The organism is Dyella monticola, assembly GCF_003363155.1.
Classification (GTDB): Bacteria; Pseudomonadota; Gammaproteobacteria; order Xanthomonadales; family Rhodanobacteraceae; genus Dyella_B; species Dyella_B monticola.
The window spans coordinates 69899-93826 of sequence record NZ_QRBE01000009.1; the positions used below are offsets into that span (position 1 = coordinate 69899).

A 23928-nucleotide genomic window follows, 5' to 3' on the forward strand; every position below is an offset into this window, starting at 1 on the left:
CCCAAATGCAGGGCCAGATGGTTGCGTAAGCTCCCCCAGTTCCTGGACATACAGAAAGTAAAACTTTCTGGCATCTTTTCCGCCAGGAGGTTCCATGAAGAAATCGAAATTCAGCGAGGCGCAGATCGTCTCGATTCTCAAGCAGGGTGATGCCGGTGTACCGGTAAAGGATTTGTGCCGGCAGGCAGGGATCAGGTCAATGAGGGAAAACTTGTTCAGAGTTTCCCTAGAAACACGACGATGATTGCGAGAACAATCAAGATTGCATCTGCAATGGATATACGTCGTATCAGTGCAAGCAAAGGATCATCGGCGCCAAGGCTTTTGCCGAAAGTGCGGCCCAGATACCCAGGTAAAGACATGGGCATGAATTTTGGTTGTTCACCTTTACTAACAAGCCGCGAGTAGACAACGAGACTTGTAATAGTTCGGAAAAGTAACAAGCCAGCGCATAGTACGAACAACAGGTCGATAACGATTATCATTGGATCATCCTATAGCGGTGCTATACAGCTGCAGATAGCAGCTTGTGATGGTTTTTTCTCTTAAAATAAAGCACCGCATCCCGACCACCCTGGATGTTGGCTGCAAAGGAGTTCGCTCATGCCGCGCACCCTTGATCCACTTATCGAGTCGTTCCTGCCTGAGCTGCACGCAACCCGCTGGACGCAAAAAGCGTTAGATATCCAAGCGCGTATTCGGGCCGAAGAAGCCCAGCCTTATCCAGATGCCGATACCCTCGCAAGCCTTCGCGCCGAGCTACAAACGTGGACCGCTCAACGATTCAACGTCGAGAGCACGCGCCAGAGCTTGATCGACGCCACCGATTAACGGTATCCAGGCCGGCAGATCTGGGAGATGGTCACCATCATCGCTTGCTGAAGTGCCCGCAGCTCCCGCAGCGTCTGATGGATATCCTCAGGTGACGCGCCTTCCCCCGGTCGAGTGGCCAACCAAGTTTTCAGCTCCTCGCATACACGCGCCACATCGACGTTAAGGTGCAGGACGGCATCGGCCATGTCGTGATCGACCATGCACCGGATCGGCGTATGCAATGCCACCCTGGCCAGGAACGACGATAGCGGCAGCCCCGCCATGGCAGCACGTGCCGTAATTGTCTCGCGGTCACTCCGCGTTACATAGACCTTCAAGGGACGTTCGCGCTCGCAAACCTCGCACGACTGGGATTTATGGTGACGCATTCGTCTCTCCGGCTGATGTCGCGGCAGCGACTGTGTGCCTCGCAGAGCAAGATGTCGTCGAGTGCGAAGCGCGAGTAAGGGTAAGGATTGGGGGGGGCTACACGTTCACGTGTAGGCCCACAATACCCATCTTGCCTTCTTTCCCTGTGCACAGGTTTGCAACGCATTAAGCCGCTTTGAGAACGCCGTGGCGTTCTCAAACATGCTTAAACCGGCTTAAAGATGTGCAGAGTGGCGCAAAGATGTGTCCACAAACACCGGCACCAAACCTATCCTGCACTAGCAGTGCCCTTTCGCCTTCGATGTTCAGGGCCTGAACACGGCAACACGGAGTTGGCATTGCCCCATGACGGAGCGATGATTAACACCAGGTCCGACGCCAACGAAGGAACCGTGTCATGAGCTATACGAAGACGGTCTACCAGGCCGATGACCAAACGTGGTCATGGGCAGTCCTCGATCCCAACCAGCAGCCCATCATCCAAGGCGGTGGGTACGCCCACGTCAACGCGGCCGAGATCGCTGCCGCGAGGGAGCTATGTGTGCAGCGGGTCTTGGCCGGCGAACTGCGCAGCGATGGCGAGCCCATGACGGGTATCGATGCGCTCGATAATGATCGATCGCTGCCTTTGGATACGTCGCATTAGGAGATCGCATGCGCCTAACCGGATTGGAACCGCTCTATCGAAGCATGCAAGCGCAGGACATGGGACGTGCCAAGTTTCGCTATACACGTAATCACCTGGTCTTCGAGTGTCTGTTTTTTGCCGACACGGCCCCGTACGAGCTGGTGATGGGATGCCTGGGCCATAACTTCGTTATCTTCATGGAGGTCAGCGAAGATTTCGAGATCAAGCCCTACATCGAGCCGAAGGAAACATTCTTCGCTCTGCGCAATGCGGTTTTTCAAAACGCCGGCAACGATCACCGCCTCAGCGTCAGCGACTTTTTCACCGAGTTCAACCGCCACATCCCTTCCCATACGACGCGTCGCGAGGCCGTGACAGCGGATGATGTGGTGCGCTACTACCCGAGCATTGAGCACGCTAATAGTCGCTATTTCTGCGGGTGGCGAGACAACACCATTCGGGATGAGCAAGTCACGCCTAAAAACCTGGAGAAGACACGCCGCCTGCAGGGGCAGCGGGCACACGATTTTTCGCTGCGGCGTAACCAGAGCACTTGCTGGACGCATCTGCAAAGCAAGGCCATCCCGTTTTACATCCCTGACTAGCCGTAACCCCCACCCTTTCCTCATGAGGAAGGATTTACGGGGGTACTTGCCGGGGTTTGCCTATCCTGCACTAGCTCCGTTCGCCCATTCGTTTTTGATCATGATCAAATTTCTGTGTGGCTGCAGCTTTCGTCATGACGAAGGATTTACCGGGGTACTTCACCGGCGAAGTGCCTATCCTGCATTAGCCCACAGGTTTTCGATTCCTTGGAATATTCCAAGCCTCGCAGCTTTGCCACGGCACGGCGTCATACACTTCACCGGCAATCTGCCTATCCTGCAATCCTGCGTTAGCCCACCATCTTTCGATTTCTTGGAAGCTTCCAAGGCCCCGTCGCTCGCCGTGATGAAGAACTCCTAACTTCGTGCCTGGCGCAATTTCGCCCTGACAGGGGTGTCATACGCTTTTCCGGCGGGGTGCCTATCCTGCATTAGCCCACGCCTTTTCTAAAACCCTTGGTACGTACCAAGGTTTCCGGCCCGGGCGGTGATGAAGAACTCCTAAAGTTTTTCATGAAAAACTTTTCTTGGACGCGTCCAAGGCTTCACCAACAAAAAGGCCGCCCTGGGGCGGCCTTCGCGTTAGCATGGTTATGGTCTCGACTAGTCGGCGGTTTTTCGCTTTTCATGCGCGATGCGCGCAGCTTCGATGTGGGCGGCTACCGCTTCATCATGTGTCAGCTCACCACGGATGACGCGCTCCTGGATCGCCAACGCATCCGATGTCGGCACCCAGCCTTCCAGCGCAACGATACTGTTAGCGCTATGGAAAGCGCGCCTTAGATGTTCTTGCTCAGCTTCATTTCTCATCGGTGCAACTCTGCTACTAAACCATCTGAAGTCAACCTTACTCCGTTATTTTTGACCCAAAGCTGTCAAACACGCTCGCCTTTTCCTCTAAAGAAAAGGACTATTCCATAAAATATTCCGATGATGCCGCCAAAAATCCCAAAGGCGCAGCCGGAAAACCCAATTACTAAGAGCACCCTAGATCGAAAATGCATTGCAAGCAAAAGCACTAGCGATGAGCCAAAGGCGATCAGCACCATTGTGGCAACCACTCTAAGAGCCTTGGTCATATCTACTCATCACCAATTCGAAAATGAATTCCACATTTGCGAAATCGTCGGAGTCGTGTACGTATAGGTTCGATTCACTCCAGCTCCGGCCCAGATGCCGCCCCCCACGCCCAACTTACCAAGACCCGTTCCGCCGCCAACATCTTGTCCACCATTGTAGGTCAGGTTACCTCCCGCTGAAGGCCCATAGCCTCCATCTGCTTCAATGATCGCGCCAGTAGCCTTTGACCAACCTGGAGTGCTATCACATTTAATGTGGCTTATTCCGCCTACAAAGCCCGCACCAAGGTAGGCACCAAGCCCGCCCTCGGCATCGCCCTGAAATTGAAAAAATATGTTTCCATTTGAAGTAATGCCGATGTTCGCGCTTGCTCCACCACCCCAAAACAGAAACGCGGCGGTAACGTTAAATCCAACCGAAGCCTGCCACTCTAAACCGAAGGGATCGATGCGATCTAATGGATCGCCGCCGACATAGGCATAAGTGCTGCTCTGGCCTCCGAACATGCCAAGGGGGTCGCTTTGAATGTATCTGCCAGTAGTAGGATCGTAGTAACGGGCACCGTTGTAGGAAAGCCCCGTCTCCGCGTCATAATCTTGCCCTGGGAACCGACCATCGTAGAACGACGAACTACCTTCACTCATGACTTCGCCAAACGCGTTACCGAGCCATGGCCACGCGTAATCCAAATTTCCCTGCGTATCTGTAACGGCGCGCACGGTGCGATTCTGATCAGTGTAGAGGTCATTAATCGTGGCTGCTGTTGTGGTACTCGCATTCGTCGCGGACGCCACAGGTGTGCCGTTCAAGTAAATGTACTCGCGCCAGTCAGACTGGAAATACTCTCCTAGGACATTTTCGCTACCAAATGGGTCATAAACGTAGGCAGTAGTGGTTACTGTTGGCGACGTTGTCGAACGCCAGACGCGCTGACCGAGACCGTTGTACTGATAGTTGGCGATGGTCGCATCCCCACTAGTCACAGCTGCGAGATAGCCCCTGTCGTCATAGCCGAGTCCAACCAACGAGCCGTTGGGATCTGTCATCGCGGTTGTGTTACCCGCAGCATCGACGGATCGTGCCAGGCTTCCCACAGCATTTAGTTGATGTGTATTTGGGCTATAGGTATACGCGGTGGCAGCCGATCCAGCTAGCGTTTTTGAGAGACGATCACCGGTCGAATTATAGGTAACACTTTCTTCCGGCGTCCCGCTGGCGTTATCGAGCTCGATTAGCCTAAACAACGGATCGTACTTATATGTCTCGTTTGCTGGACTGGCGTTGAAGGCGTTTCCCTCGGCCGTGATGTGTCCCATCTGGTCATAGGCAAAATAGAGCGTCAGCGGGGAGCTAACGATGGTTTTTGGCCAGTAGTTACCGTCATAGCCAAAGGTTTCCGATGGACTCCCCGATTGTGCATACGTGTAGCCGGACATAGGGCCAAAGGGGTCGTAGGTTACGTTGTTGATCAATGGTGTTTCACTTTCGACCGTGGTCCATCCACCGGCACCATTTGATGCTTCCTGCTGGTAGCCCACGCTACTCACGCGCCCATCACCATCGAAACCGTAAGTCACCGCAAGCCCAGAACCGTATTGCAAGTACTGGAGACGTCCAGCCAGGGTATAAGCGTAGCCGGTCAGGTAAGTCACGCTATTTCCACTTACGCTTTGCTGCTCCTCGCTCAAGCTACCTTGATCCGTGTAGCACCAGGACGTTGATCCTGATGCATCGGTCATGCTCGTCATCTTCCCAACGTTAAAGTTAGTTGGACAGCCCGAAATCGGCATCGACTGATCGTATGCGTAGCTGACGTTTAACGTCGGGGTGGCCGGATATTGCACGCCTATTAAGCGATCAATTGCATCGTAGGTATAGTTCGTCACTACGCCGCGTGCATCAGTTTTGGACGTGAGATGACCTGCTGCGTCAAAGGCATTCTGCGTCGCGCCGGTGTCCGGACTTGTCACAGTCCAAACCTGACCAAATCCATCACGCCTGTAGCGAGTAACAAGACCGCTTGGGTCGGTAACGCTAGTCACTTGCCCTAATGGATTCAGCGACGCCAAGGTGCTTGAATTCTCGGTGGCAGGATCTGAACCATTGTAGTTCTGCGTGGCACCGTAATATTGGTTAAAGGCCGTATACCAGTAATGCGTATGGATGCCGTTAGCGTTCTCGGCGTCGTTAAGGTTTCCGTTCGGGTCGTAGGTATAGGTTTCGGCAGGAATACCATCAGCGTTATAGGTCGTGATCAACTGCCCCAATGCGTTGAATTGCCACGATGCATAGTTTGTAGCTACTCCGCTACTGGTATACATGACTCTGTTCGTCACATCTCCGGCGACATCAAGTGTGTATTTGACGTAATTCCCAAGGGCGTCTGTAATTTCGTTCAGTCGCTGAGACGAATCGTATGCGTAGTACGCGGTCACCCCATCTGGGTCAGTCACAGCAGTGACGACGTTGAATGGAAAGTCATCATAGGTAAGCGTTGTGGTGGCATCTGATGAGGAAGGAGCACCGCTGGAGTTGGCGCGCAGGGTGCGCGACGTCAACCACTCCATAGTGTTGTACGTAAAGTCAGTGATCACGCCATTCGGGTCCGTCATGCGCATAACACGACCCGAACCGTCATAGCTGTTATACGTTACCGTCTGCCCAAGACCGTTAACAATTGAAGACACGATTCCAAGTGTGTTGTAGTTATAGGTCACTGTATTGGTGGCACTTGGTGGCGTTACCGTGAGGCTCTGCACCAGTCCATTTGCATAAAGCGAGTACGCGTAAGTCGTTGTCCTCGACTGGTTAGGAACGCCATTAACGGTCAGGTTGGTCTGCGTCACCGATGCAATTCGACCCTCGGACGTATAGGTGAAGCTCGTCTTAAGAGCACCTACCACGGTTACCGATAGCAAACGATCGGTGCCGGGAGTGGAGTCCCACACAAGGTTAGTTGTACGAGCATAGTTGACGTTCGCGCCTTCAACTTTTTGTAAAAGCTCGCCATTGGCTGCATAGTTATAGTTCGTGACGTTTCCGTCACTATCTGTCTGAGACGTGACGTTTCCGTTGGAGTCGTAAGTCTGCGAGGCAAACGCTGCATCGCACCGGAACGCAGCCTGTCCAGTAACGGAAACAATGTTCAAATTGCTATCAAACTGGTAGGTGCTGACGTGGCCGAGCGGGTTGGTCACCGTCGCGGCCACGCCTGTGCTATTACTGGTATATGACACCGACACTTTGCTTGTGCCATCTGAATTTTGAGTTCCGGTAGCTTGTCCAAGGCTGTTGTAGGACGTTGTGTCGTGCGCAACGCCGTCGTAGTCAACTTCAGTCAATGCATACGCGTACTTCAATGTCGAAGTATCGCTTGCGTACTTGTACGAAACTTCTTCCAACTGATTGCCGCTTGGGGATAAATAGGAATAGACCACGGAATCGAGTTCGCCCACGATATATCTCGGCCCGGAGACGGGTGCAATCGTTCCCCCGGCAACGCTCGTGTCGTATGTGTAGTTACGACCACTCGGATCGGTAACGGTTAACACTCTAGTCATCGGTTGGACCCCACTAGTAACCGTGGTGTACGTATCCGACCAGTGCAGCTTCACCTGTTGCCCATTCGTATGGGTCACTACCATGTCATTGGCATCTGGATAAGCAAAGGTCCAGCCAATACCTGCCAAGTCCTTGACCGTCTTTACATAGAAGCTTCCGCCGCCATAAGCCGACGTGAAGGTTAGAACTTGAGAATTTTCATCGTGAATGACGTACGACCCATCGGCTTCTCGGGTCATCGTTGCAGTGCCGTTATGCAACTCGGCAAAAGATGCTGTTCCATCTGCGTTTGCGGTGCCTGGCGCAAATTCGATAATCGACCCATCCGGGCGCACCAACACTAACGGGCATACGCTGCCCGCAGCAAGAAAACTGCAGTTTGTTGACTGACGAATGTCTCCAGTCAGGACGAAATCATAACTTGTTGTCCAAGCCCCGATACGTGTGGTGCTCCCCACCGTCGTCTCGTTTTGCGCGTTGGAGTTGTAATACCGAACGAAGTCCAAGCCCATCTCACCAGGCATGGCGAAATCAGTCATCGATTCGATCTTCGCCTGCGTTCCAAGGTCGATCGGATCAGCCGCAACGCAATTAGTCTTAGTCTTGCTGGTATCGCGATTTACGGTCGAGGAGGAGGCTGTAGTTACCACCCCTGGCGTCTTGCTTGCGTGCAGTGGTGGAGCGACTGCACCGCCCGCGCCCGGAAGGGCCATACCAGGTGAAAAGTTATAGTAGAACTCAGTGGGAATGTAAGTGTACGTATTGGCGGTAACGTTTACAGCAGGTAGGTTTTGTGCATTGTTTGGAGTGGGGGTGGGGGTCCCGCCGCCACCTCCGCTGCCTCCACCAGACCCGCCGCCAGATCCACCGGCGCCACTATCGATACCACCGCTGTCTCCGTTATTACCTGTAACCACGACATCAGCATGCGCAACGCTGACAAGCTGATTGCTAATCCCAGCTACGGTCACCAGAGCAGCCAGTCCGAATATCAACTTCGGATTGCTCCTTCTCGTGCGAGATGTCTTTTTTTTCGAAGCCAGATCATCCGCGTCGTCGCGCTCCGCGCCCACATGGCTAGTAGAGCGAACAAGTTTTTGAGAAATTGAATACTTTGACATGGATATCCGTTATGTAGGCATGATTTACGCGCAATCGAACGCGTCGAAGCCATGGGGCTCGAGCAAAGTCCTCGTTTGGTTAAGCTTCAATGCTGGCGGATATCAGCCAGTATCAAGCGCTGAAGCAGAATTGCGCGGCGATCCGCCCAGCGGCGGCAACAAACAGCTACTTTCCATGTCTTCCCCTGAATTACTATCGCACTGGCGATGGCGCGAACGTCTTAGCAGTCGGTTCGCATTTTCGAATCTGCGCTTTTGGATGAACTCCTGTCAATACTCAAATCGGTGTGCGCGCTTTAAGAGGATTGATCCGACCACGGACTTCCCAGACTGCGGAGCGAAAGGAATTACGACAGCGTCCTCTAATTGGGTAACTCAAACGCCTCCACTATATCCATCGGAGCCACAGCCGTACTATTGGCAATGCTTAACGAGGAGCGTGAAACCTTGTGAGGTGGAGTGGCGGGTTAAGAGAGCTTCTTGTGCGACAGCTACCGATTAGCGCTTGATGCAAAAAGAAAACCCCGCTTGCGCGGGGTTTTCTTCGTGTTGCATGGGAAAGCCAGGGACAATTAGAAGTCCATACCGCCCATGCCACCCATGCCGCCGCCCGGGGCGCCATGGTTGTGCTCTTCCTTCTTCGGCAGCTCGGCCACCATCGCTTCGGTGGTGATGAGCAGGCCGGCCACGGAGGAGGCGTACTGCAGGGCCGAACGCGTGACCTTGGTCGGATCCAGGATGCCGAACTCGATCATGTCACCAAACTCGCTGGTGGCGGCGTTGTAGCCGTAGTTGCCCTTGCCTTCCTTGACCTGGTTGACGATCACGGACGGCTCGTCGCCGGAGTTGAACACGATCTCGCGCAGCGGAGCTTCCAGTGCGCGGCGGGTGATGGCGATGCCGTGGTTCTGGTCTTCGTTGTCACCCTTCAGGCTTTCGATGGCCTTCAGCACGCGGATCAGGGCTACGCCACCACCGGGCACCACGCCTTCTTCAACGGCTGCGCGCGTCGCATGCAGGGCGTCTTCGACGCGAGCCTTCTTTTCCTTCATTTCGATTTCGGTTGCAGCGCCAACCTTGATCACGGCAACGCCGCCGGCCAGCTTGGCCACGCGTTCCTGCAGCTTCTCGCGGTCGTAGTCGGAGGAGGTCTCTTCGATCTGCGCCTTGATCTGGCCGATGCGCGACTGGATCTTCGCCGCTTCGCCGGCACCGTCGATGAGGGTGGTGTTTTCCTTGGTCACCACGACCTTCTTGGCGCGGCCCAGATCCTGGATGGTGGCCTTTTCCAGTTGCAGGCCCACTTCTTCGGAGATGACCTGACCGTTGGTGAGGATGGCCATGTCTTCCAGCATCGCCTTGCGACGATCGCCGAAACCCGGCGCCTTGACGGCGGCAACCTTCACGATGCCACGGATGGTGTTGACCACGAGGGTGGCCAGCGCTTCACCTTCCACTTCCTCGGCGACGATCAACAGCGGCTTGCCGGCCTTTGCGACGCCCTCCAGGATCGGCAGCATTTCGCGCACGTTGGAGATTTTCTTGTCGTACAGCAGGATGAAGGGATCTTCCAGCTCGACCTGCTGGCTCTGCTGGTTGTTGATGAAGTACGGCGACAGATAGCCGCGGTCGAACTGCATGCCTTCGACGACGTCCAGTTCGTTTTCCAGGCCCGAGCCTTCTTCAACCGTGATCACGCCTTCCTTGCCGACCTTCTTCATCGCGGTGGCGATGATGTCGCCGACGGCAACGTCGGAGTTGGCCGAGATGGTGCCGACCTGGGCGATGGCCTTGTCGTCAGCGGTGGGCTTGGAGAGCTTCTTCAGCTCTTCGACAGCGGCGACGACGGCCTTGTCGATACCGCGCTTGAGATCCATCGGATTCATGCCGGCGGCCACGGCCTTGAGGCCTTCGCGCACGAACGCCTGGGCGAGAACCGTGGCGGTGGTGGTGCCATCACCGGCGTTATCGGAGGTCTTGGAAGCGGCTTCCTTGACGATCTGGGCGCCCATGTTCTCGTAGGCGTCGGCCAGTTCGATTTCCTTGGCGACGGACACGCCGTCCTTGGTGACGGTGGGGGCGCCGAAGCTCTTCTGGAGCACGACGTTGCGGCCTTTCGGGCCGAGCGTGACCTTGACCGCGTTGGCCAGGGTATTTACGCCTTTGAGGATGCGTGCGCGCGCGTCTTCGCCGAAGCGGACTTCTTTAGCTGCCATAATTTTTTTGCCTCAAAAAAATTAAATTAAATACGGAAAATCTAGCGAGAAAACTGTGGAAGGAGCCGAAGGCGACTGGGTGCGTGCTTTGTCTTTCGCACCTGTCGCGCTCAATCAACCCTCGACCACCGCAACAATGTCGTCTTCCTTCAAGAAGACCAGCTCTTCGCCATCGATCTTGATTTCCTGGCCGGCGTACTTGCCGAACAGCACCACTTCACCGGCCTTGACCGACATCGGACGAACCTTGCCGTCTTCCAGGATGCGGCCTTCACCGGCGGCGATGACCTTGCCGCGGGTCTGCTTTTCGGTTGCGCTATCGGGGATGACGATGCCGCCAGCGGAGACACGCTCCTCTTCCAGGCGCTTGACGATGACGCGATCGTGCAGCGGACGCAGTTTGCTCATATGATGAACTCCAGCTAATGGGCTAGGGATGAAAAATAATGAGGACCCCGAACCGGCCTGATGGCCCTTGTTAGCACTCGAGGTACACGAGTGCCAATTTTAGCCGCCAAAAAAACCCCTGCAATAGGGGGCCGGACAGGTCGTATGCAGCGACATGGGGCAGGCAGGCAGGCTTTACAAGGGCCGATCGCGCATTACCTCGCCAGCGCCGGTTCGGGCGAATGGGATGCCTGGTCCTGGCTGCGGATCAGCGCTGCAATGCGCTCGGCGTCCGCCGGCGTGGCCGGGTTGTAGATCACCATCCCCAGATCGGGCCGGCCGTCCACGGCAAACGCCGAGTACTCCATGCCGATCATCCCGGCGATGGGATGCCTCAGGTACTTGGTGCCCTCGCCGTAGGTGCGCACGTCGTTGTCGCGCCATAGTGCGGCGAATTCGGGGCTGGTGCGGCTGAGTTCGTCGACCAGGGCCTCTACGTTTTTCGCTGCGCCCGCACGCGCAGCGTCGGCACGGAATGCCGCCACCACGAACCGCGCGACGCTTTCCCAATCCCGTTGCGCCTGGCGAACCCGCGAATCGCTGAAAACCAGACGAAGAATGTTGCGCTGTTCGGGCGCCAGCTTGCTGTAGTCGGTCAGCATGACCGCCGCCGCACGGTTCCAGGCGACAACATCCCAGGTAGCGGTCTTGATGATGGCCGGGCTCAGTTCCAATGCGTCGAGCACGCGCTGCAATCGCGGTGTGACGCCTTCAACTGCCCGGTAACGGATTTCCGGCGGCCGGCCCAGCGCAAGCAGATATAGGTGTTCGCGTTCCACCTCGGTCAGCATCAGTGCGTGGGCGATGCGATCCAGCACGCTGGCGGAGGGCGCACCGCCTCGACCCTGCTCCAGCCAGGTGTACCAGGTGGCGCTGACATTCGCGCGCTGCGCCACTTCCTCGCGCCGCAGTCCGGGTGTGCGTCGACGTGTCAGGGGCAACCCGAATGCCGCCGGATCGAGCCGGGTGCGGCGATCCTTCAAATAGGTGCCGAGCGGATTGTCGTTAGGGTCCGACATGCGCATCCTGTTAGCAATTATACCCGTATAAAGTCACTACTTTAACCGGATAAATCATACGCCGATGATCTCCTGCATCCAATCCGGAGGTTATTTCCATGCGTGTATTTGTTACGGGCGCGACTGGTTTCGTCGGTTCCGCCGTGGTGAAAGAACTGCTCAGCGCAGGGCATAAGGTGCTGGGCCTGGCACGCTCGGATGGGTCGGCCGCAGCGCTGGTGGCGGCGGGGGCCGATGTGCATCGCGGCTCGCTCGAAGATCTCGACAGCCTTCGCAGCGGCGCAGCCACGACGGACGGCGTGATCCACACCGGCTTCAACCATGATTTCTCCCGCTTCGTGGAGAACTGCGCGATGGATCAACGCGCCATCGAGGCCATGGGTGACGTGCTCGCCGGCTCCGATCGTCCGCTGATCGTAAGCTCCGGCGTCGCCTTGCTGGCGCCAGGGCGCACGGCTGTTGAAGACGATCCGCCGCACGCTGTGTCCGCATCGTATCCCCGCGCATCGGAGACGACCGCCGCAGCATTGGCGGCGCGCGGAGTGCGTGCCACCTCCGTGCGCCTTGCGCCATCGGTGCACGGCGAGGGCGATCATGGCTTCGTACCGCGATTGATTGCCTTCGCGCGCGAAAAAGGCGTTTCGGCCTACATCGGCGAAGGGCTCAACCGCTGGCCCGCCGTGCATCGTTTCGATGCGGCCCGCATGTATCGACTTGCGCTCGAACGCGGCGCCACCGGCGGCCCCTATCACGCCATCGCCGAAGAGGGCGTGCTGTTCAAAGACATCGCCAGCCTGATCGGCCGCCATTTGAACGTGCCGGTGGTCAGCAAGACGCCTGAAGGAGCCAAGGACCACTTCGGCTGGTTTGCGATGTTCGCCGCCATCGATGCGCCAACCTCGAGCAAGCGAACCCGTGCGCTATTGGGCTGGGAACCGAAACAGCCAGAACTGCTGGTGGATATGGATCAGTCGAGCTATTTCCGCGCCTGAGAAACGTGCTGAGCTCCCTCCCCTGCTTGCAGGGGAGGGGGTCCATGCGTGCGCCGATCCATCGATACGGATGGCAAGCAGGCCTTCTGAACCTCATCCGGCCTACGTAGAATGGATCGGAGCACCCGAGGGCCCCCACGCAGTGAGCACGGACCAGACATTACGCGAGCAGATCGTCGCCGGTGGATTACAACTCACACCCTCGGGCCTGAGCCAGGGCACGTCCGGCAATCTCAGCGTGCGGCATGGCGACGGATTTTTGATTACACCCAGCGGCATGCCGTATGGCGACATTGCACCCGTAGACATCGTGCCTGTGAACATGGACGGCCATTACGAACACGCACGCCGCCCGTCGAGCGAATGGCGATTCCATCGCGATATCTACGCAGCACGCCCGGATGTGCACGCCATCGTCCACGCGCATCCGCCCTACAGCACCGGCCTTGCGATGTGCCGGCTGGCTATTCCCGCCACGCATTACATGATCGCCGTCAGCGGCGGCGATTCGATCCGCTGCTCGGACTACTACACGTATGGCACGCAGGAACTATCCGATGCGGTGGTGCGTGCATTGGAAGGGCGCCTGGCATGCCTGATGGCCAATCACGGCATGATCGCCGTCGGTGCGAGCATGGAACAGGCGATGTGGCGCGCCATCGAAGTGGAAACACTCGCAAGGCAATACACGATTGCGTTGCAAGTCGGCAAACCGGTGATGCTGCGCAATGAGGAAGTCACACAGGTGATCGAGAAATTCGGAAACTACGGTTTGATGTCGAAGAAATAACGCAACCATGTCCACGCCGACCAACGTTCTGCTCTGCTATTGCACCTGCCCCAACGCGGCCAGTGCGCAGCATCTGGCCGATGCGCTGGTCGGCGAATCACTGGCCGCGTGTGTCAATCGCATTGCGGGCGTTCATTCGACCTATCGCTGGAAAGGTCAGGTCACGACGGATGTCGAGGAATTGTTGTTGATCAAGACCACGGTGGAGCGCTTTGAAGCGCTGAAGGAGCGCGTCGTAGCTTTGCATCCGTACGAACTACCGGAGTTGATCGCGGTTCCCGTGGAACGCGGTCATGTTGCATACCTGGATTGGGTGCGTGAGGCTGGCGGCTGAGAGTGGTGTGCTGATGGTTGGCGCATTGAACATCAACGCTTCCCGCTTTGCGCACGTTCCTCACCATCCTTCCGGCGAAGGCCAGAATGACGATTGGCTGGGGATGAGCATTGGGAAACTACACAGACTGATCCACCAGCTCGGTTAGTCGACGAATTCCTTCGTCGATATTTCGCACGTCGGCCAACCCCAAGCCGAATCCAACGCCGTTCACGGCCGATGCGTCCAGCGCGCAGCTGTTGAGCGCATCCAGACGGATGCCGCTTTTCTCCGCACGCTCGGCCAGCTCGATCGCATCGATGGACGCTGGCAAGCTCACGGCCAGATGCAAGCCGGCATCTGAAGGCCAGGGCCGCCATGTGCCATTGGCATAACGCGCCAGCGCATCGAGCAGTGCATGGCGACGCTCTGCGTAGAGTTTGCGCATATGGCGCACATGACGCACCAGATGCCCTTCGGCGATGAATGCAGCGAGCGTGTCCTGCGCCAGCACATTACCGTGCGAATCGGCCTGATATTTCGCGTTCGCGAGTGCCGCGCGCAGCCATGGCGGCACCACCGCATAGCCCAACCGCAAGGCCGGAAACAGGCATTTGGAAAACGTGCCGACATAGCAAACCGTGTCGCCGCGATCCAACGTCTGCAGCGCATCGAGCGGCCTGCCGCTATAGCGAAACTCACTGTCGTAATCGTCTTCGATGATCACCGCGCCGTGCGCGCGCGCAAACTGCAGCAACGCTACACGCCGGCGTGGCGACATCACCACGCCGAGCGGAAACTGATGCGACGGTGTGACGTAGATGATGTTCGCATTAGGCGGCAGCTTTTCCACCACCAAGCCTTCTTCGTCCACCGCCACGCCTACGATGCGCGCGCCGGCTGCCGCGAACACATCCTGCAACGGTTGATAACCGGGATCTTCCACCGCGAGCACGCTGCGCCCCGGCGTCACCAGCACGCGTGCGAGCAGATCAAAGGCTTGTTGCGCGCCATTCGTAACGACGATGTCGTCGGGCCCGCAAGCGACCGCGCGTGCAAACGAAATATGGCTGGCAATGGCCTCGCGCAGCGCACGCTTGCCTTGCGGAGGACCGTACAGCGGTGCCCCCTTGGCCATCATGCGCAACGCGCGGGCGGAAAGGCGCCGCCATACGTCGTAGGGAAATGGATGGCTGTCGGGAATGCCGAGGCGAAAGTCGAACGCAAACGCACCCAACTGCATCGGCACCGGCATCGTGCTCATATTTCTCCAATACGGCGTCAGCCGATGCTCGTTGCGATCCGCGGTGGCGTGCGTTGAAACGGTGGGTCGCCTTGCTGCCACGTCCGCCACGAAATGGCCGGCACCGCGCTGGGCCACGATGTAGCCCTCGCTGAGCAATAAATCGTAGGCCGCCACCACCGTGTTGCGTGACACACCCAAGGTGTCGGCCAGCGCACGCGTCGCAGGCAATTGCAGACCCGCTTTCAAGCGCCCGTCGAGAATGGCGGCATGCAGTTGTGCGTGCAGGGCCGCCAGGCGCTGGCGGGAACTGCGCGCAGGCAGGTCCAGCGGAAACTCGAACGGGTGATTCATGCGCCGCCACCCCAAACTGGATCTATAGATTTGTCTTAATGTGGCTCTTTTGCAAGTCCACCTGAGCACCTAGGCTTTCCATCCAGAAACCACCACGATCCAACGAGGCCACACCATGATCGACCTCTACTTCTCGCCCACCCCGAACGGCCTGAAGGCCAAGTTGTTCATAGAAGAGGCCGGACTGCCCTACCGCATCGTGCCGGTGGCGCTGAGCAAGGGCGAGCAGTTCAAGCCGGATTTCCTCGTTATCTCGCCGAACAACAAGATCCCCGCCATCGTCGACCACGAACCGCCAGGCGGCGGCGCGCCGATCAGCTTGTTCGAATCGGGCGCGATCATGCTCTATCTGGCGGAGAAAACCGGGCGCCTGATGCCGACGGACATCTACCACCGCGCCGAGGTTCTGCAATGGCTGTTCTGGCAGGTAGGCGGCCTGGGGCCGATGGCCGGACAGATCGGCCACTTCAATGTCTACGCGCCGGAAAAGGTGGCTTACGCGATCGACCGCTATACACGCGAGACCGCACGTCTTTACGGTGTGCTCGACCGGCGCCTGGCCAATCGCGCCTTTATTGCCGGCGAATTCTCGATCGCCGATATCGCCTGTTACCCATGGATCGTTCCGCACGAAGCACATGGACAGGACCTCGCCGAATTTCCCCATCTGAAGCGCTGGTTCGAAACCATGGCGACGCGGCCAGCTACCGTGCGCACGTATGAAGGCATCGAGAACGTCTATGCACCCAAGCAAGCGATATCCGAAGCGGAGCGCGAAGTGCTGTTCAGGCAAGGCGCAAAGGGGCGCGCCTGAGCGCATCGCACCGCCTTGGGAAATCATTTCAAACACTGCTGACAGGCCCTGTCACTGCCCGGGCTTAGGGTTAACTCGCCACCTTCATGAATGCCTGCGCCATGAAAAAGTCCGACGTCGCTGCATTGATCTTGCTCGGCGCCCTGTGGGGCGCTTCGTTCCTGTTCATGCGCATGGGTGCGGCGCAGTTCGGCAGCATGGCGCTGGCCGGCATGCGGGCGATCGGCGCGGCGATCTGTTCGATTCCGCTGCTGCTCTCGCGCCAGCGCTTGGCCGAACTGCGCGCGAACTGGCGTTCCGTTGCATTGATCGGCTTGGCCAATTCCGCGCTGCCATTCATGCTGTTCTCCTACGCGGCGCAGAGCTTGCCCGCGGGACTTTCGGCGATCTTCGACGCGATCGCACCGCTGCTGGTGGCGCTTTCCGGCTGGCTGTGGTTGAGCGAGCGGTTGAATGCCATGCAGGCGAGCGGGCTGGTGATCGGCATGAGCGGCGTGGTGTGGCTGATCGGCGGCAGCATGGGTCTGGGCCACGGTGGCGCATCGGTGGGCTGGGCGATGGCGGCGTGCGTGGGGGCCAATATCTGCTACACCTTCGGCGCGCATTACAGCCATCGACGCATGCAGAGCATATCGCCGCTGACGGTGGCGATCGGCAGCCAGGTGGCGGCAGCGTTGATATTGCTTCCTTCCACCGTGTGGCTGTGGCCCGCCACGTCACCCACGCTACAGGCATGGCTGGCGATGTTCGGGCTGGCTGCGGGCTGTACGACGTTCGCCTACGTGCTGTTCTACCGTCTGCTGGCACACATCGGTTCGATGCGATCGATGTCGGTGCTGTACCTGATCCCGGTGTTTGGCGTGGTCTGGGGCGCACTGTTCCTGCACGAGACGATCACCATGGCGATGGCGGGCGGATGCATCGTTATCCTGCTCGGCGTGGCACTCACTACCGGTCTACTGAAGATCCGCCCGAAGGCACCCTCGCCGTTGGATGCGGTCGAAAAGGCCTGAACGGGCGCACGCCGGGTATTCGCCGCGGGCTGCGCCATAATCCTCAGGTTCGCCCCGTGCGACCCTTACAGCCCGGAGTTGGAATGCGTTCGCCCCGTTTTGGCCGTTTTGCGGTCTATGTATTGACGCTGTTCGCGCTCTCATTGAGCACCTTCGCCTTTGCGCAGGACCCCGAAGACAACCTGCTGCCGGTCACCGAGGCCTACAAGCTCACCGCCGATGCCAGCACCCCCGGCGTGGTGAAGCTGCACTGGACCATCGCGCAGGATTACTACCTTTATCGCGGACGGATGGCTTTCAAGGGTGGCGCTGGCGTAACGCTGGGGCAGGCTCAGTTGCCTGATGGCGAGAAGCACGTCGACCCCTACTTGGGACCGGTGGAAACCTATCACCACAGTGTGGACGCGACGATTCCCTACACGGTCGCGCCCGGCACCACCACGCTCGCGCTGAGCGTGCGCTACCAGGGTTGTCACGAAACCGATCCAAAGATCTGTTATCCGCCGCATACGGAAAACCTGTCGCTACCGCTTCCTCCCGGAGCATCGACACCCACGAGCAGGCTCGATGCGCTGCTCGGTTCTCGCCCCTCATCGCTGGGCACCGGTAGCGACACACCGCTGCCGGCCGAGCAGGCCTTCCATTTCGATGCGATCGCGCAAGACCCGCAGCATCTCCTGCTGCGCTGGACCATGCCCAAGGGTTATTACCTTTATCGCGACCAGACGCAGCTGTCGCTGCAAGACGCACCCAAGCTCTCGCTAGCGCCCGCGTGGCCTGCCGGAACGATGCATCAGGATGCGCACTTCGGTAATACCACGGTGTATTTCGATGAAGTGACGGTACCCGTCACCATCCACGGCGACATCGGCAACACGCGCACGCTCGCCTTGGTCGCGAGCTTTCAAGGTTGCCAGGACGGTGGCCTGTGTTATCCGCTGATGACGCGCCAGGCGCATATCGACCTGACCGGAAGCAGCAGCACCACGGTTGAAACCGCGGCGAATCCGGCACCGCAGATGCCGCCGGGCAGCAACGCGGATTCCGTCGGCGTGAACTTCTGGTATGCCTTGCTGCTTGCGCTTGGCGGTGGCCTGGTGCTGAACCTGATGCCGTGCGTGTTGCCGGTACTGTCGATCAAAGCCATCGGCCTGATCGAAAGCGGCGACAGCGCAGCGCATCGACGCATGCATGCCTTGATGTATACGGCGGGCGTGCTGCTCAGCTTCGTGGTGCTTGGCGCGGTGATCATCGCGCTGAAAACCGCCTGGGGTGCGCATCTGCAGAATCCCGTGGTGGTGGCGGTATTGGCGTTGATCATGCTTGCCGTGGCGCTGTCGATGTCCGGCGTGGTGCAGTTCGGTGCATCGCTCGGCAATGCCGGTGGTGCACTGGCCAATCGCTCGGGTCCGGTGGGCGATTTCTTCACCGGTGTACTCGCGGTCGTGGTGGCCAGCCCATGCACGGCGCCCTTCATGGGTAGCGCGTTGGCGTATGCGTTGGTGGCACCCATCGCGAGCGCCATGTGTGTGTTCATCGCACTTGGCATCGGACTGTCTCTGCCGTTTCTTGCCGTCGGTTTCGTGCCGGCGTTATCGCGCTGGCTGCCGCGTCCGGGCGCCTGGATGGAAACGCTCAAAGAAGTGCTGGCGTTCCCGATGTATCTGACCGCGGCGTGGCTGGCGTGGGTGCTCGCGCATCAGCGTGGCGCCGATGCCGTGGGTCTGTTGCTGGTCGCTGCGGTGTTGCTGGCGATGACGCTCTGGTGGTTCGAGCGCAGCCGTTATCGCGGCGCACTCAGCCGCGCGCTGGTCGTTCTGCTCGCGCTGGTTACGCTGGCGCCGCTGTATTACCTCTCCACGCTGCCGGCCGCAGCGCAGGCAGCGGACACCGCCGATGGCATCGTCGCCTATTCACCCGAAAAGCTCGATCAATTGCGCAAGGCGGGTACGCCGGTCTTCGTGGATATGACGGCGGACTGGTGCGTCACCTGCAAGGCGAACGAGCATGCGGTGCTCGATGGCGATGATTTCAAGGCCCTGCTCAAGCGCACCGGCGCCGTCTACATGAAGGGCGACTGGACCAATGAAGACCCGGCGATCTCCTCCTTCCTGCAGCAATACCATTCACCGGGCGTGCCGCTGTACGTGGTGTTTCCGAAGGATGGCGGTGCTGGGCACAAGCTGCCGACGGTGCTCACGTTTGCGCTGGTCGATGAGGCATTGAGCAAAGCCGCTAAGTGACGGCTATTCGTCGCCCTCTCGAAAGATGTCGCTCGCTTACTCAATAGGTCAAAGTATCCGTCGCCCCGGCGAAAGCCGGGGCCCGGTGGCGTTGGTTCGATAACTCGCCGGCCCCCGGCTTTCGCCCGCACGCCTTCCTTCGACGGACTCTCCATGCTCAGCCGCACCAACCAATTTATCCTCGCCGTTGCCCTGTTGGCTGCCATAGCTGGCGGGTGGCTGCAGCACGAAAGCCAGCAGGTGCGCGTGCCGCCGGGGGTTCATGTGGCGAACGTCGGCGATCTTCGCCCGGATATCGCATTGCTGGACCTGCATGGCCATCAGCGCCGGTTATCCGCTTATCGGGGCCATCGCCTGCTGATCAATTTCTGGGCAAGCTGGTGCGAGCCATGCCTGACCGAGATGCCAGCACTCAGCACTGCCCAGCGTAAGTTCGCCGATCAGGGGGTGATCGTGCTGGGTATTGCGATGGATGAGCCCGATCACGTGCAGGCATTCCTGGCCGACCACCCGATGAATTACCCCATTTTGCTGGGCCAGCTCGCGTCGCCCAGCACCTCATTGCGCTTCGGCGACCTGGATGAAGTGCTGCCCTACAGCGTGTTGCTGGATGAAAATGGCCGAATCCTGGCCACACATCGAGGGCCGCTGGACCCCGGACGGCTAGACCGCTGGCTCTCCCCGGCAACCGCGCCCTGACGCGGTTTGCGTGGCCGTACGATCACGTACGTTTAACATCTTCTTTCTCCGTCAAACATCGCCGAACTGCGTCGAACTGGACAATATCCCCGACACCGCGCACACTCGCGCATTCTGGCCCCCGGGGATGCCATGGCAAAGCTGCTGGTCCTGCACGGACCCAACCTCAACTTGCTCGGCGTGCGCGAACCGGACATCTACGGCCGGGAGTCGCTGGCTGACATCAATAACCAGCTGGCCCAGCGCGCCCAGGCGGCAGGCCATGAACTGGCCTGGTACCAATCCAACGCCGAGCATGAGTTGATCGGTCGCATTCATCAGGCGCGCGACGAGCAGATCGCGTTCATCCTGATCAATCCTGGCGCCTTCACCCACACCAGCGTGGCCTTGCGTGATGCACTGGCCGCGGTGGACATCCCTTTTATCGAGTTGCACATGAGCAATGTGCATGCCCGCGAACCCTTCCGCCGCCATTCCTACCTGTCGGACCTCGCGGTCGGCGTGATCTGCGGCTTCGGCAGCGGCAGCTATCGGCTGGCGCTGGAAGCGGCCCTGACCAAACTTGAACAGCAGGCAGCCAGTTAGCTGGCTGTCTACCGGTTTCTTTCACCTTTTGGCCGCCAAGCTGCGGCCTCCAGACCCTGAGAAGGCAAGCCCATGGATCTGCGCAAGATCAAAAAACTGATCGACCTGCTCGAGGAATCCAACCTCGCCGAACTGGAAATCAAAGAGGGCGAGGAAGTCGTCCGCCTCTCGCGCGTTCCCAAGGGGAACATCACCGTCGCCGCACCCGTCGCAATGCAGGCCCCCGCGCTGCCCCCTGCCGCCGCACCCGCTCTGCCTGCGGCCGCTCCGGCCGAAGCCAGTGGCCTGCCAGCCGGCCACGTGGTGAAGGCACCGATGGTCGGCACGTTCTATGCCTCGGCCAGCCCTGGCGCACCTGCGTTCGTGAAAGTGGGCCAGCAGGTCAAGGCCGGCGAAACGCTCGGCATCATCGAAGCGATGAAAATGTTCAACCAGATCGAGGCCGATGTCGGCGGCACCGTGCAGGCCATCCTGGTCGATAACGGCCAGCCGGTGGAATTCGACCAACCGATGTTTGTGATCGGCTGACGGCCTGACGACCATGCAAAAGCTCGAAAAAGTCGTCATCGCCAATCGCGGCGAAATCGCGCTGCGCATCCTGCGCGCGTGTCACAGCCTGGGCATCCGAACCGTGGCGGTGCACTCCACCGCCGATCGCAATCTCAAGCACGTCGGCCTCGCCGATGAAGCCATCTGCATCGGCCCGGCACCGTCGGTCGACAGCTACCTCAACATTCCGCGCATCATCGCGGCGGCGGAAATCACCGATGCCAACGCGATCCATCCCGGCTATGGCTTTCTCGCCGAACGCGCCGACTTCGCCGAACAGGTGGAGCAATCGGGTTTCATCTTTATCGGCCCGACCGCCGATGTGATCCGCATGATGGGCGACAAGGTCGAAGCTATCCGCGCGATGAAATCCGCCGGCGTGCCGTGCGTGCCTGGCTCGGGCGGTCCGCTCGGCGACAACGTCGAAGAGAACATGCGCATCGCGCGTGAAATCGGCTATCCGGTGATCATCAAGGCCGCCGGCGGCGGCGGCGGACGTGGCATGCGCGTGGTGCGTACCGAAGCGCATCTGGGCAACGCCGTCACCATGACCAAGCAGGAAGCGAAGGCAGCATTCGGCAACGATCAGGTGTACATGGAGAAGTTCCTGGAAAATCCGCGTCACGTGGAAATCCAGGTGCTCGCCGACGGTCAGGGCAACGCCATTCACCTGGGTGAACGCGATTGCTCGATGCAGCGCCGTCACCAGAAAGTGGTGGAAGAAGCTCCCGCCCCCGGCATCACGCCGGAACTGCGTGCGCAGATTGGCAAGGTTTGCGTGGACGCGTGCCTGCGCATCGGCTACCGCGGCGCCGGTACGTTCGAATTCCTGTTCGAGAACGGCCACTTCTACTTCATCGAAATGAACACGCGCATCCAGGTCGAACATCCGGTGACAGAGCTCATCACCGGGGTGGACCTGGTGCGCGAGCAGCTGATGATTGCGGCCGGCGAAAAGCTCTCGATCAACCAGGAACACATCAAGATCAACGGTCACGCGATCGAGTGCCGCATCAATGCGGAAGATCCGGAAACCTTCATGCCCTCACCCGGCACGGTGAAGCGTTTCGAAGCACCGGGCGGCCCGGGTGTGCGCGTCGATACGCATCTGTACGACGGCTACAAGATTCCGCCCAATTACGATTCGATGATCGGCAAACTGATCGTGCATGGTCCGGATCGTGAAACAGCCATTGCACGCATGCGTCTTGCATTGGCCGAAACGGTCATTGAAGGCGTGAAGTGCAATCTTCCACTGCAGCAGCGCATCATGAACGATGTGGGTTTCCAGCAGGGCGGACAGAACATCCACTATCTGGAGAAGCGGATGGCGGAGCATAAGGAACATCCGCACAGCGGGCATTGAGTGGCTGCAGGTCGCTCAATGCCTGAGCTCGCTTCACCATCATTCCGGCGCAGGCCGGAATGATGGTGAGGTGACATCGACCTGTGTCGCAAGATTCACCTTTCGCCCTACCCCTCCATCTGGCCGCGAGGGAAAATCACTCCATCGCCCGCCTCCCGGACCACCCATGCCCTGGCTCGAACTCACACTGATCGTCCGCGCCGAACAGCAACCGCGCGCGGAAGAAGCGCTGGACGATCTGGGCGCCTTGTCGATCACGCTACGCGATGCAAATGCAGAAACCCCCGATGAACAGGCCATCTTCGAGCCCGGCGTCGGCGAATTGCCGCTGTGGCCGACCGTTACGTTGAACGCATTGTTCGACGCCGATACCGATCGCCGCGGCCTCACTGAAGCACTCGGCGAACTGCTGCCCTGGCTGGAACCGGATCAACTCACCTTCAACGACGTTGCCGATGAAGATTGGGAACGCGCGTGGATGGATCAGTTCAAGCCCATGCCATTCGGGCACCGGCTCTGGATTTACCCGTGGAACATTCAGCCGCCCGACGACGACAGCGTGGTCGTGCAACTTGACCCCGGCCTCGCCTTCGGCAGCGGCACTCATCCCACCACCGCCCTTTGCCTGGAATGGTTAGACGGATTGGATGTAGCCGGTAAACGCATCATCGATTATGGCTGCGGTTCGGGCATCCTGGCGATCGCGGCGCTCAAGCTCGGCGCAGCCGCTGCGGTGGGCGTGGACAACGATCCCCAGGCACTCACGGCCTCAGCCGATAACGCCGAACGCAATCGGGTCGCCGATCGGCTTGCGCTGTTTCTTCCCGAGGATTTCGCCGGCGAGCCCGCCGATGTCTTCGTCGCAAACATTCTTGCCGGCCCACTGGGTGAGCTCGCGCCCACCTTCGCCGCGCTGGCCAAGCCGGGGGCGCCATTCGCGATCTCGGGCATCCTCAAAGGCCAGGACGAGGAACTGCTGACGCGCTATGCCCAATGGTTCGATGCGTTAGGCGTGGACGTGCGCGAGGATTGGGTGCGCATCAGCGGATATCGGCGCCATGCTTGAGGCCACACGCATCACCTATCG

General features: G+C 59.0%; 22 protein-coding genes and 1 pseudogene. 15 read left to right on the forward strand and 8 right to left on the reverse strand.

The genetic code is table 11. From position 1 onward, the window contains the following. Positions 1 to 94: 94 nt before the first annotated feature. Both DWU98_RS14695 and DWU98_RS14700 read left to right on the forward strand, forming a co-directional pair. A pseudogene (locus DWU98_RS14695) lies at positions 95 to 193 on the forward strand (transposase); the annotation flags it as partial. Positions 194 to 603: 410 nt separating this feature from the next. Continuing rightward, the gene (locus tag DWU98_RS14700) at positions 604 to 831 is read left to right on the forward strand and encodes a hypothetical protein (RefSeq protein WP_115496315.1); all 228 of its coding nucleotides are present in this window, start codon (positions 604 to 606) and stop codon (positions 829 to 831) included. Here the strand turns inward: DWU98_RS14700 and DWU98_RS21725 are convergent. Continuing rightward, entirely contained in the window at positions 828 to 1202 is a 375-nt protein-coding gene (locus DWU98_RS21725) for a plasmid mobilization protein (RefSeq protein WP_147293333.1), read from the reverse strand. The genes DWU98_RS14700 and DWU98_RS21725 overlap by 4 nt on opposite strands. A gap of 398 nt (positions 1203 to 1600) precedes the next feature. On the opposite strand from DWU98_RS21725, the gene DWU98_RS14710 reads away from it, so the two are divergent. Together DWU98_RS14710 and DWU98_RS14715 are read left to right on the forward strand one after the other, a co-directional pair. After that, complete coding sequence (locus DWU98_RS14710; protein ID WP_115496317.1) at positions 1601 to 1849, forward strand: hypothetical protein; 249 nt, start codon at positions 1601 to 1603, stop codon at positions 1847 to 1849. An 8-nt stretch (positions 1850 to 1857) separates the two neighbouring features. Continuing rightward, positions 1858 to 2436 carry a DUF6037 family protein gene (locus DWU98_RS14715; RefSeq protein ID WP_115496318.1) on the forward strand — a complete coding sequence of 193 codons (579 nt, stop codon included), beginning with the start codon at positions 1858 to 1860 and terminating at the stop codon, positions 2434 to 2436. A 603-nt stretch (positions 2437 to 3039) separates the two neighbouring features. On the opposite strand, the gene DWU98_RS14720 is transcribed toward DWU98_RS14715, so the two are convergent. The 6 genes from DWU98_RS14720 to DWU98_RS14745 all read right to left on the reverse strand — a co-directional run bounded on the left by DWU98_RS14720 (position 3040) and on the right by DWU98_RS14745 (position 11880). Further along, positions 3040 to 3246, reverse strand: a complete 207-nt coding sequence (locus DWU98_RS14720; protein WP_115496319.1) for an antitoxin VbhA family protein — start codon at positions 3244 to 3246, stop codon at positions 3040 to 3042. Between the two features lie 65 nt (positions 3247 to 3311). Then, entirely contained in the window at positions 3312 to 3515 is a 204-nt protein-coding gene (locus DWU98_RS14725; RefSeq protein WP_115496320.1) for a hypothetical protein, read from the reverse strand. 9 nt (positions 3516 to 3524) lie between these two features. Next, positions 3525 to 8198 (reverse strand): RHS repeat-associated core domain-containing protein, encoded by a 4674-nt coding sequence (locus tag DWU98_RS14730; protein ID WP_147293334.1) that lies wholly within the window; start codon positions 8196 to 8198, stop codon positions 3525 to 3527. 572 nt (positions 8199 to 8770) lie between these two features. Then, complete coding sequence (gene groL, locus DWU98_RS14735; RefSeq protein ID WP_115496322.1) at positions 8771 to 10414, reverse strand: chaperonin GroEL; 1644 nt, start codon at positions 10412 to 10414, stop codon at positions 8771 to 8773. 114 nt (positions 10415 to 10528) lie between these two features. After that, positions 10529 to 10822 carry a co-chaperone GroES gene (locus DWU98_RS14740; RefSeq protein WP_115496323.1) on the reverse strand — a complete coding sequence of 98 codons (294 nt, stop codon included), beginning with the start codon at positions 10820 to 10822 and terminating at the stop codon, positions 10529 to 10531. A gap of 194 nt (positions 10823 to 11016) precedes the next feature. After that, positions 11017 to 11880, reverse strand: a complete 864-nt coding sequence (locus tag DWU98_RS14745) for a helix-turn-helix transcriptional regulator (protein ID WP_115496428.1) — start codon at positions 11878 to 11880, stop codon at positions 11017 to 11019. A 98-nt stretch (positions 11881 to 11978) separates the two neighbouring features. Here DWU98_RS14745 and DWU98_RS14750 point away from each other — a divergent pair, with 98 nt between their 5' ends. The 3 genes from DWU98_RS14750 (at position 11979) to cutA (ending at position 13996) form a co-directional block, all read left to right on the forward strand. After that, entirely contained in the window at positions 11979 to 12872 is an 894-nt protein-coding gene (locus DWU98_RS14750; protein ID WP_115496324.1) for an SDR family oxidoreductase, read from the forward strand. A 142-nt stretch (positions 12873 to 13014) separates the two neighbouring features. After that, a complete protein-coding gene (locus tag DWU98_RS14755) occupies positions 13015 to 13662 on the forward strand; it encodes a class II aldolase/adducin family protein (protein ID WP_230474862.1) in 648 nt (215 codons plus the stop codon). Between the two features lie 7 nt (positions 13663 to 13669). Then, the gene (gene cutA, locus DWU98_RS14760; RefSeq protein WP_115496326.1) at positions 13670 to 13996 is read left to right on the forward strand and encodes a divalent-cation tolerance protein CutA; all 327 of its coding nucleotides are present in this window, start codon (positions 13670 to 13672) and stop codon (positions 13994 to 13996) included. A gap of 118 nt (positions 13997 to 14114) precedes the next feature. Here the strand turns inward: cutA and pdxR are convergent, their stop codons facing one another. Beyond that, positions 14115 to 15572 (reverse strand): MocR-like pyridoxine biosynthesis transcription factor PdxR, encoded by a 1458-nt coding sequence (pdxR, locus tag DWU98_RS14765; RefSeq protein ID WP_115496327.1) that lies wholly within the window; start codon positions 15570 to 15572, stop codon positions 14115 to 14117. A 115-nt stretch (positions 15573 to 15687) separates the two neighbouring features. On the opposite strand from pdxR, the gene DWU98_RS14770 reads away from it, so the two are divergent. The 8 genes from DWU98_RS14770 to prmA all read left to right on the forward strand — a co-directional run bounded on the left by DWU98_RS14770 (position 15688) and on the right by prmA (position 23907). After that, positions 15688 to 16386 carry a glutathione binding-like protein gene (locus DWU98_RS14770; protein WP_115496328.1) on the forward strand — a complete coding sequence of 233 codons (699 nt, stop codon included), beginning with the start codon at positions 15688 to 15690 and terminating at the stop codon, positions 16384 to 16386. A 101-nt stretch (positions 16387 to 16487) separates the two neighbouring features. After that, complete coding sequence (locus DWU98_RS14775; RefSeq protein ID WP_115496429.1) at positions 16488 to 17399, forward strand: DMT family transporter; 912 nt, start codon at positions 16488 to 16490, stop codon at positions 17397 to 17399. An 83-nt stretch (positions 17400 to 17482) separates the two neighbouring features. After that, complete coding sequence (locus DWU98_RS14780; RefSeq protein ID WP_115496329.1) at positions 17483 to 19642, forward strand: protein-disulfide reductase DsbD family protein; 2160 nt, start codon at positions 17483 to 17485, stop codon at positions 19640 to 19642. Between the two features lie 153 nt (positions 19643 to 19795). Continuing rightward, positions 19796 to 20341 carry a TlpA disulfide reductase family protein gene (locus tag DWU98_RS14785; RefSeq protein WP_115496330.1) on the forward strand — a complete coding sequence of 182 codons (546 nt, stop codon included), beginning with the start codon at positions 19796 to 19798 and terminating at the stop codon, positions 20339 to 20341. A gap of 132 nt (positions 20342 to 20473) precedes the next feature. Continuing rightward, positions 20474 to 20926 (forward strand): type II 3-dehydroquinate dehydratase, encoded by a 453-nt coding sequence (gene aroQ, locus DWU98_RS14790; protein WP_115496331.1) that lies wholly within the window; start codon positions 20474 to 20476, stop codon positions 20924 to 20926. A 72-nt stretch (positions 20927 to 20998) separates the two neighbouring features. Beyond that, positions 20999 to 21454, forward strand: coding sequence for an acetyl-CoA carboxylase biotin carboxyl carrier protein (accB, locus tag DWU98_RS14795; RefSeq protein ID WP_115496332.1), 456 nt, complete (start codon positions 20999 to 21001; stop codon positions 21452 to 21454). A gap of 13 nt (positions 21455 to 21467) precedes the next feature. After that, positions 21468 to 22841, forward strand: coding sequence for an acetyl-CoA carboxylase biotin carboxylase subunit (gene accC, locus DWU98_RS14800; protein WP_115496333.1), 1374 nt, complete (start codon positions 21468 to 21470; stop codon positions 22839 to 22841). Positions 22842 to 23007: 166 nt separating this feature from the next. Then, complete coding sequence (gene prmA / locus DWU98_RS14805; RefSeq protein WP_115496334.1) at positions 23008 to 23907, forward strand: 50S ribosomal protein L11 methyltransferase; 900 nt, start codon at positions 23008 to 23010, stop codon at positions 23905 to 23907. Positions 23908 to 23928 lie beyond the last annotated feature (21 nt).